The sequence below is a fragment of the Microcoleus sp. S13C4 genome, from assembly GCF_036700865.1.
Lineage (GTDB): Bacteria > Cyanobacteriota > Cyanobacteriia > Cyanobacteriales > Microcoleaceae > Microcoleus.
In genome coordinates this window covers 1-8,999 of the sequence record NZ_JAUBPS010000122.1, presented here as the reverse complement: position 1 = coordinate 8,999, position 8,999 = coordinate 1, and the positions used below count along the sequence as shown (strand labels likewise).

Below are 8,999 nucleotides of genomic sequence, written 5' to 3'. Positions count from 1 at the left end.
ACCCTCATTCTCTCCTTAACGGTGGCTCTAGTTTTTCTTGGACCACCGTTCTCATCTTTAGTTAGTCTAAACTACAGCTAATAAGTACATGGGGATTTTTTAACCGCAGATATCAGCGGATTAACACAGAGAAAAGCAGATGAAATTCCATCTGCCTTTCTCTGCGTTTATCTGTGGTTAAAAAACATTTTTGATATCACCGCATAAACGAACCGACAACACCGTTCATATCTTCAGCCAAAGGATTTCCCAAAGCCTTAAACTTCCACTCGCCGCCTTCTCGATAAACTTCTCCCATCAACATATTTAATTTTCCTTCATAAGAAGGGTCATTTGACAAGCGATAGCGAGCTATTTCTTTCCCAGTCGCATCTACAGCCCTCACAAAAGCATTTTCTACCAAACCAAAATGCTGTTTTCTCTCTTTCCCATTGTAAATATTAACTCCCAAAATTATTTTTTGATATTGTGCTGGCAAAGAGCTCAGTTTTACCAATATTTGTTCGTCGTCTCCGTCTCCAGCCCCCGTGAGATTGTCGCCTGAGTGAACAACTGTTTTGTCCTTTGACTCCAAATGAGAGTAATAAATTACATCCTCTTTGTAGTTTTGTATTTTGCCATTTTCTCCCAGCAGCAGAGCGTAGGAATCTAAGTCAAAATTGGCACCGCTGCTTCGGCCGAAAAGACCTTTTTTAGTTTGTGCTACATCCCAGCCCAAAGCCATTGTTAATCTGGATAAGTCGAATTCGCTTTTGCTGAGAACGATCGATTGTCCTTTTGTTAAGTTGATAGCCATAGTTTTGTGATTTTGTATGGTTTATAGTGGAGATGTTTTAGAAAGATTAAATCTTTCGCCCTTCTTTAATTGAATTCCCATCTGGTTTATTACCTCATGAGTCTGATTGCTTAAAATCGAGGGAAACATTCCGGCTTCCGAATTTCCCCTCGATTTATTTAGATAGGAGCGATCGACCTTTTATCAGGCATACTTATCTACAAAGCTTTGCAAGCCGGAATTGTAGCCTTGTCCTACAGCTTGGAACCTCCACTCACCGTCTTTCTTGTAAAGTCTGCCGAACTCTACCGCTGTCTCCCTAGAAAAATCCTCGTCTAAATCGTACTTCGTTACCTCTGTGTTAGTAGTAGTGTCGTAAATCCTGATAAAAGCATTCCGCACTTGACCGAAGTTTTGCCTCCTCGATTCTGCTTCGTGAATAGTTACCACAAACACAATTTCTTCCACCGCCGGATCGACTTTGGTTAAATCGACTGTAACGGTTTCATCATCGCCAAATCCTTCTCCCGTTCTGCTATCTCCCAGATGTATTACAGCACTGTCCGGCGACTCCTTGTTGTTGTAGAAAACAAAGTATTTTTCGCCGGGAATTTTGCCAGTAGCCCCCAACATAAACACGGAAGCATCTAGGTCAAACGCTGCGCCGGTGTCTGTAGCATTGGTATCCCATCCCAAACCAATCCCGGCATTTTTCAACCCGGGTGCTTCTTTAGATAGATTGATTCTCCCGCCTTTTTCTAAATTGATAGACATTCGCCCTCCTGCGTGCAAAATCTGTAATATTACTGATAACAATTATACAAACTGTCAGAGCAGCTTGACAAATTGCTGATGCTACTCGTCCTCGGTCAATCGATTTTTGATTTTAGATTTTAGATTTTAGATTGGATAATTGAAGAAAGCGACCCTGCGAATGAATCCGGGGGCTTGTACGTTGGATGCTTTTGGTTAGAGGAGCTTGACAAGTTGCTGCTGGTACTCATCTTCTGTCATCAGTTCGTGGGTATTTTCCACTCTGTCTAAAAACACGATTCCATCTAAATGGTCGTGTTCGTGTTGAAAAATTCGGGCCACAAAGTCTGTCAATTCTTGTCGGTGGAGTTGGCCGTCTCTACAAGTGTATTCTATCTCGATCGCCCTACTTCTCGACACCAATCCCCGAATCCCCGGAATGCTCAAACAGCCTTCCCAGTCTTTGACTGTCTCTGTTGATGCAGCCACAATCCGGGGATTAATCATCGCTGTGGGCTCCATGTGGGGTGCTTGGGGATACCGCAAATTGGGACGGGATGCGACGATGAACAGGCGATCGGACTGAGCCGCTTGAGGGGCGGCAATCCCTACTCCGTGCGCGTGTTGTACGGTAGAGATTAAGCTGTCAATCAACTGTTGAATGCGATCGTCCTTAATATTCTCGACAACTTGCGACTGGCGGCGCAGTACGGGATTTCCTAATTGAGAAATTTGCAATATTTCTGCCATATTAATTAGTCATTGGTAATTGGTAACAACCGTCAACTGTCAACGGTCAACCATCAACCGTCAACAGATTATCCAACTTTTTGAACCGGCAAACTCCCCGGCTTAACAGTCAAATTAACTATTTGCCCGTTGCGGTTAATTTCCATTTGCAACAGCCCGCCAACCTTAGCATTTTGCACGAACTCCTGAACAGCTTCCGACTGAATAATCCGCTGATTATTAATTTTTTGAATCACATCTCCAGCCCGCAAACCGGCTGCTGCTGCCGGAGAATTAGGAACAACGCTAACAATAGCCACACCCCGATCGACTGCAACTCGCAGACTGCTGTTAGCGTTGCTGTTAATTTGCTGCTTAACCTCTGGAGTCAGCGTCGCCATTTCAATGCCCAAATAAGCGTGTTCGACTTTCCCCGTCGAAATCAGTTCCTTCGCCACCTGTTGGGCCGCCTGAATGGGAATCGCAAACCCCAATCCTTGAGCACCTTGAATAATCGCCGTATTCATGCCAATAACTTGACCCGAAGCATTCAGCAGCGGGCCGCCGGAATTCCCCGGATTAATTGCAGCGTCTGTTTGAATAAAACCGATCCGCTTGTCGGGCACGCCCACATCAGAGCTCGATCGCCCCGTAGCGCTAATAATCCCCGCAGTTACGGAATTGTCCAAACCCAAAGGATTGCCGATCGCGATCGCCCATTCCCCAGACAACAGCTTATCCGAATTGCCGATCGGCACCACAGGCAGATTATTCGCCTCAATCTTCACCACAGCAACATCCGTCACCTTATCCGCCCCCAACACCCGCCCCTGAAAGCTGCGGCCGTCCTTGAGAGTTACATTTACCGTATCGGCTCCCTCTACAACGTGAGCGTTAGTGAGAATTACGCCGTCGGCACCGATGACAAAACCCGAACCAGTGCCCCGTTCGATTCCACCCTGACCCGAATTCGGTTCTATGCCAAAAAAATCTTCCGGCGACAGCCCTCTATTTTGCGGTTTCACCCGGCGCGAAGCATCGATCCGAACCACTGCCGGGCCCACTTTTGCCACCGCAGCCACAATAAAATTCACATTAGTCCCGTCGCCCGACAACGAAGCCGGCGGCAAGACTTTGCTAACTCGATCCTTTGTACTACGAGGCAGTTGCAATGTCGGTTCCAGCGCCCTTTGTCCCGAGTCGCCAGAATTTGCACGAAATTGAGAAACCGTCAGACGATCGCCCAACATGGCGGCCCCGGCTCCCGTTACCAGCAGCAATATGTAAATTGCCGGTTGCTTCCAAAATTTGCCAGTAGAACTCTTCATGGCGACGTTTTAAGGCTTTCCTGCCAAATCTAAATGTTTGCTCAACAGCTCCCCGATACCTGGTTTGGACTGCAGAGCCGCAAAATTTTTGGGCGATGGCGTCCCGCCCCGCAAGCTACGGCAGACTCCCTTAAACTTTAGCATCTGAGGACTAAACTCTCTAGACTGTAGAATTAATATCTTGAATGCCGATCGGCAGAGGTGAGCGATGGACATTCCCCTCGAAAGTCTGTGGAATCAGATACTTGAACGTCTCCAGGTACAACTGAGCAGACCTAGCTTTGAGACGTGGATCAAAACTGCCCGGGCCGAACAACTCGAAAATAACTGTTTGATCGTCAGCGCCCCCAACCCCTTTGCTCGCAATTGGTTGCAAAAATATTACGTCAAAACCATTGCCGATGCAGTCTACGAAATTCTCGGCTATCCCGTAGACATTTACTTGACCATTGCCGGAGGAAACGAAACAGGTGGCAGCAGTGACTCCGCCATAATTTGGCCCTCCCCCATCGCCGATATGGAAAACCACTCGCTTCACCCCCCCAAACCCGCCAATTTAAACCCGAAATACGTATTTTCCCGCTTTGTCGTCGGTTCTAATAACCGCATGGCTCACGCGGCCTCCCTCGCGGTAGCCGAGTCTCCGGGCAGAGAATTCAATCCCCTATTTTTGTGCGGTGGCGTCGGTTTGGGCAAAACTCATTTGATGCAGGCGATCGGTCATTATCGCTTGGAAATTGACCCCAACGCCAAGATTTTTTACGTTTCTACTGAGAAATTTACTAACGATTTAATCGCCGCAATTAGGAAAGATAGTATGCAAACTTTCCGCGATCATTATCGAGCAGCCGATGTTTTATTAATAGATGATATCCAATTTATTGAAGGAAAAGAATACACTCAAGAAGAATTTTTTCACACTTTTAATACTTTGCACGAAGCCGGGAATCAAGTAGTTTTAGCTTCCGATCGCCCGCCGCAGCAAATCCCCCGCCTGCAAGAGCGTTTGTGTTCCCGATTTTCCATGGGATTAATTGCCGACATTCAATTGCCAGACTTGGAAACTAGGATGGCAATTTTGCAGAAAAAAGCCGAGTATGAAAATATGCGTCTGCCGCGAGATGTCATTGAATACATTGCTTCTAGTTACACTTCCAACGTTCGGGAATTGGAAGGAGCTTTGATTCGGGCGGTAGCATATCTTTCAATTACTGGTTTGCCGATGACCGTGGAAAATATCGCCCCGGTTTTGAATCCGCAAACTGAAAGCGTAGAGGCAACGCCAGATGCAGTAATTGCAGTTGTGGCTGAGGAGTTTGATGTTTCTGTTGAAGATTTGAAAGGCATTTCCCGCAGGCGAGAAATTAGTCTGGCACGTCAAATAGGGATGTATTTAATTCGGCAGCATACTGGTTTGAGTTTGCCGAAAGTTGGCGAAGTATTCGGTGGCAAAGATCACACGACTGTGCTTTACAGTTGTGACAAAATTGCTCAGTTGCGGAACACTGACCCGAATTTGGCTCAAACTTTGCGTCAGTTGAGCGATCGAATTAACGTTGTCAGCCGCAAAACTTGAGAAGAAGTCATTAGTCAGTTGTCAGTGGTCAGTTGTCAGTTGTCAGTTGTTATCACTCAACGCCGTCAACAGTCAACAGTCAACAGTCAACAATTCCCATTCCCAATTCCCAATGCCCCATAATAGTCAATCTTGCCTGTGGAAAAACCTGTGGAAAAGTTGCCCTCAGTTTGTGGAAAACTTTACTCGATCGCCCGAAACAGTTTTTGTACCAAAATGGGCGGGCGATCGACCGCACCAGCTTTTCCACAAGTTTTCCACAGGTATTTATTACCTATAAGTGACGCCCAGCAAGCAGTTAACTTTTTTTTTCACAGTTTCCACAGGGCGATCGATACAAAAATAATTCAATAAATAAAAAAAAAAACTGGCGATCCCTACATACCCTACACACATAGTTCGCGACGCGCGCTGACCTCAGAAACCCGGTTTATACGAAGATTTATCGTTTTTACAGGCAAAATTTTGCCTAGAAACCCGCTTTCTAGCCCCATGCTTAAGCCCTACACACAGAAAAACTGACCCGCCGGCTTTCTGTGATACGATTTGTTTCTGTTTCAAATCCGGTTAATTAACCTTCCTACCATGAAATTGGTTTGCACCCAAAGTGACCTCAACGCCAACCTCTCGTTGGTAAGTCGGGCCGTTCCCTCCCGCCCGACACATCCGGTACTAGCCAACGTGCTCTTAGTAGCGGATGAGGAAAATCAGCGGGTTAGCTTGACAGCTTTCGATCTCAGTTTAGGCATTCGTACCAGCTTCGCAGCAGAAGTCACTGGCGGCGGCAGTTTTACAATACCCGCTAAATTGCTTAACGATATTGTTTCGAGACTCCCAGATGGAGAGATTACTTTAGAAGACGAAGCGGGGGACACCGTAGCATATCTCACTTGCAGTTCTGGCAGCTACCAAGTTAGAGGCATGGGCCCGGAAGAATTCCCAGAATTGCCCGCAATCGAAGCCGGAACAATCCTCAAATTGCCGCCGGAATCCTTGATAGAAGGACTCAAAGGAACTTTATTTGCTACTAGCCCCGACGAGGCAAAACAGGTACTTGCAGGCGTGCATTTAAAGGTATTGCAAGATTGCCTGGAATTTGCAGCTACAGACGGCCACAGATTGGCAGTAGTTCAAACTGCCAATGAAAAAGCTGAAGGCGAAGAAACCCAAGAAGAATTTGAGGTGACAGTCCCCGCTAAAGCATTGCGGGAAGTAGAAAGAATGCTGGTGATGCGGCAGTGGACTGAACCTGTCACCCTGCATTTTGAACACGGTCAAGTAGTGTTTGAATGGGCAGACCAGAGGCTGACAACCCGCACCTTGGAAGGGCAATATCCCGCATACCGGCAGTTGATTCCGCCGTCTTTTGAGCGGCAAATTACCTTAGAAAGGCGATCGTTCTTAGCAGCAGTAGAAAGAATTGCCGTGTTTGCAGACCAAAAAAATAATATTCTCAAATGCAGCATCGACGAGGAGAATCAGGAAATTACTTTGTCTGTAGATGCTAAAGATGTCGGCTGTGGCAAAGAGTCAATGCCCGCACAGATTTCGGGAGATAGCATAGATATTGCTTTCAACGTGAAATACTTAATTGACATTTTGAAAACTGCTCAGTCTCCCGAAATTCAACTGCAATTAAACGGTGCTTTAGCCCCCGTAATTTTCCAGCCTTTGGGCGGAGTCAATGCTACATTCTTGGTAATGCCAGTTCAGCTAAGAGCTTAAAAAGAGTCCTTAGTCAGTAGTCCTTAGTCAGTAGTCATCAATCAACAGTCAACAGTCAACAATCACCGATGCTGCAACCGGAATAGATCTAATTCCTCGGCGTTAATCTGTGTTGATCTGCCCTCATCTGCGGTTAAAAAAAGATAATTTCTCGGGCCGCAGATGACAAGGGATTGACGCTGATTCACGCAGAGGTTGAGAAGAGAGATAGGATTAATTCCGATGCTAACAGATTTGATATGACTTATTACTTCAAATCAAGGGCAACAAAATCTCAAATTCCGTACCCGTACCGGGCGTAGAATGCAAATTTAACTTGCCTTTATGCTTTTCCGTAACAATTTGATGGGTAATTGCCAATCCCAAACCAGTACCTTTCCCCGCCGGTTTGGTGGTGAAAAATGTCTCAAAAATCCGCCGCTGAATTTCTGGCGGAATTCCCGGCCCGTTATCGGCAATTCGGATGGCTATCCAAGCATTATTTTGATTTTTTTCCGCTGCTTCTGGGCAGAAGTCGGCGTTTTGGCTGGCGGATGATAGCTGTTTTGCATTTTGTCGATCGCCCCTAACATAATTTTGAATCAATTCCGAATTCACCCAGTCTCCGTCAGAACTGTCTATTACCTCGGTTTCAATAGTAATCGCAGCCACAAAACCTTTTTCTTCTTTTACCTCTTCCAAAACGTCGATCGCATTGCTGATGATATTCATAAATACCTGGCTCAACTGACCAGAGTAACACTTAACCAAAGGCAAATCCCCATAGTTTTTAACTACTTCAATCCCGTACTTCAGACGGTTTTTCATAATTAGCAGCGTACTGTCAATACATTCGTGGATGTTAGCTTGTTTCAAGCGGGCTTCGTCCATGTGAGAAAAAGTGTGCAAGCTGGTGACGAGTTCGGTCAGCCTCTCGGATGAAACTTTCATACTTTTGAGAATTTCCACCCAATCTTCTTGCAAAAAATCAAATTCTATGTTTTTTTTAAGTTTGTGAATGTGTTCGCTGTCACCAACAATGTCTTCGTAAGCAGACAGCAAATCCATGATGTCTTTCGAGTAGTTGGACAAAAAGCCGATATTTCCCCTGATGCAGGTGACGGGATTTCTAATTTCGTGGGCGACTCCAGCTACCATCTGCCCCAAACTGGCTAGTTTTTCGGTTTGAATTAGTTGAGATTGAGTTTGCTGCCTCAGCAATTTTGTCGCTAGTTCGTGAATGTTGGATTGGGCTACTAACAATTCGTGTACGTCTAGCAAAGTATAAGTTTGAGGCGACATTTGAACTACAATCGGTTCGTAAAGCAGTTCTTTCGATCGCAACAGCGACTTCCTGGCTGCATCTACGATTAAAGTATTGCTGGGAAAAATTAAACTCTCAGTTTCGGCAAAGCGGTACAAAGCCTTCACAGGTCGCTTTAAAAATAATTCTCGCCCAAAAGGACGGCTGATAAATTCTAAAAATCTCCGCCGAGAAATCATGCCTGCAAATTCACCTTGATGGGTCACAATGACTCCCGGTAATAGCGGATTAGCTTCTAACATCTGAGAAATTCGCATTCCCCAATCCGTAGCTTCTACCTGAAAATCGTAAAGCGACAATTGTTGGAGAGTAGAGTCTAAACAAAGTGTTCCTAGGTCAGCCTCGGAGATGGGTTGGACTGGTCTTTCTACGCAGGAGGTATTCAACATAAATTTATCAGCACGCTTTTTTGGGGTTCTATTTGCTAGCAGACATTCAGCTACCAAAGGTCAGCAGGTAAGTTGCTGAGTGCTTTGACGGGGACCCCCCTGGCAAACTGCATTTTGAATTACACAAAAAACTGACTGTAGTAAATGGGATTTTACCACTTAAAGTATTAGGCACTATTAAGTACCACCGATATAAATGCGCCCTGGCTATGCCTGACTTTATTTTATACTGACTTGATGGGTATTAACGCTGGTTTCGACTATTTAACTATTCATTAACCTGGAGTTCTCGTCTTAACCTATTTTTAATAATAAGATTACATTTTTCCAAAATATAAAGTGATAATAAGCTGTTGTGCCTTTAAATAGGGTATAATAAAAAATGAGTTTAGTCAATCTCTACAAAAATGCCAGCTAAAAA

The 8,999-nt window shown here is 45.3% G+C and carries 8 protein-coding genes; 3 read left to right on the top strand and 5 right to left on the bottom strand.

Annotated elements, in window-relative coordinates:
• Positions 1 to 196: 196 nt before the first annotated feature.
• The 4 genes from QT996_RS27505 to QT996_RS27490 form a co-directional block, all read right to left on the bottom strand.
• Positions 197 to 796, bottom strand: a complete 600-nt coding sequence (locus QT996_RS27505; protein ID WP_333050582.1) for a TerD family protein — start codon at positions 794 to 796, stop codon at positions 197 to 199.
• A gap of 183 nt (positions 797 to 979) precedes the next feature.
• Positions 980 to 1,549, bottom strand: coding sequence for a TerD family protein (locus QT996_RS27500; RefSeq protein ID WP_333050581.1), 570 nt, complete (start codon positions 1,547 to 1,549; stop codon positions 980 to 982).
• A gap of 195 nt (positions 1,550 to 1,744) precedes the next feature.
• Positions 1,745 to 2,278, bottom strand: a complete 534-nt coding sequence (gene def, locus QT996_RS27495) for a peptide deformylase (RefSeq protein WP_333050580.1) — start codon at positions 2,276 to 2,278, stop codon at positions 1,745 to 1,747.
• Between the two features lie 68 nt (positions 2,279 to 2,346).
• The gene (locus QT996_RS27490; RefSeq protein WP_333050578.1) at positions 2,347 to 3,585 is read right to left on the bottom strand and encodes an HhoA/HhoB/HtrA family serine endopeptidase; all 1,239 of its coding nucleotides are present in this window, start codon (positions 3,583 to 3,585) and stop codon (positions 2,347 to 2,349) included.
• Positions 3,586 to 3,793: 208 nt separating this feature from the next.
• On the opposite strand from QT996_RS27490, the gene dnaA reads away from it, so the two are divergent.
• The 3 genes from dnaA to dnaN all read left to right on the top strand — a co-directional run bounded on the left by dnaA (position 3,794) and on the right by dnaN (position 6,886).
• Positions 3,794 to 5,161, top strand: coding sequence for a chromosomal replication initiator protein DnaA (dnaA, locus tag QT996_RS27485; protein ID WP_333050576.1), 1,368 nt, complete (start codon positions 3,794 to 3,796; stop codon positions 5,159 to 5,161).
• Positions 5,142 to 5,441: a hypothetical protein gene (locus QT996_RS27480; protein WP_333050574.1), complete on the top strand. Its 300-nt coding sequence runs from the start codon at positions 5,142 to 5,144 to the stop codon at positions 5,439 to 5,441. Before dnaA ends, QT996_RS27480 begins: the two co-directional genes overlap by 20 nt.
• A gap of 305 nt (positions 5,442 to 5,746) precedes the next feature.
• Positions 5,747 to 6,886, top strand: a complete 1,140-nt coding sequence (gene dnaN, locus QT996_RS27475) for a DNA polymerase III subunit beta (RefSeq protein ID WP_333050572.1) — start codon at positions 5,747 to 5,749, stop codon at positions 6,884 to 6,886.
• Between the two features lie 252 nt (positions 6,887 to 7,138).
• Here dnaN and QT996_RS27470 read toward each other — a convergent pair whose 3' ends face one another.
• Positions 7,139 to 8,578, bottom strand: a complete 1,440-nt coding sequence (locus QT996_RS27470) for an ATP-binding protein (RefSeq protein WP_333050570.1) — start codon at positions 8,576 to 8,578, stop codon at positions 7,139 to 7,141.
• Between the last annotated feature and the right edge of the window lie 421 nt (positions 8,579 to 8,999).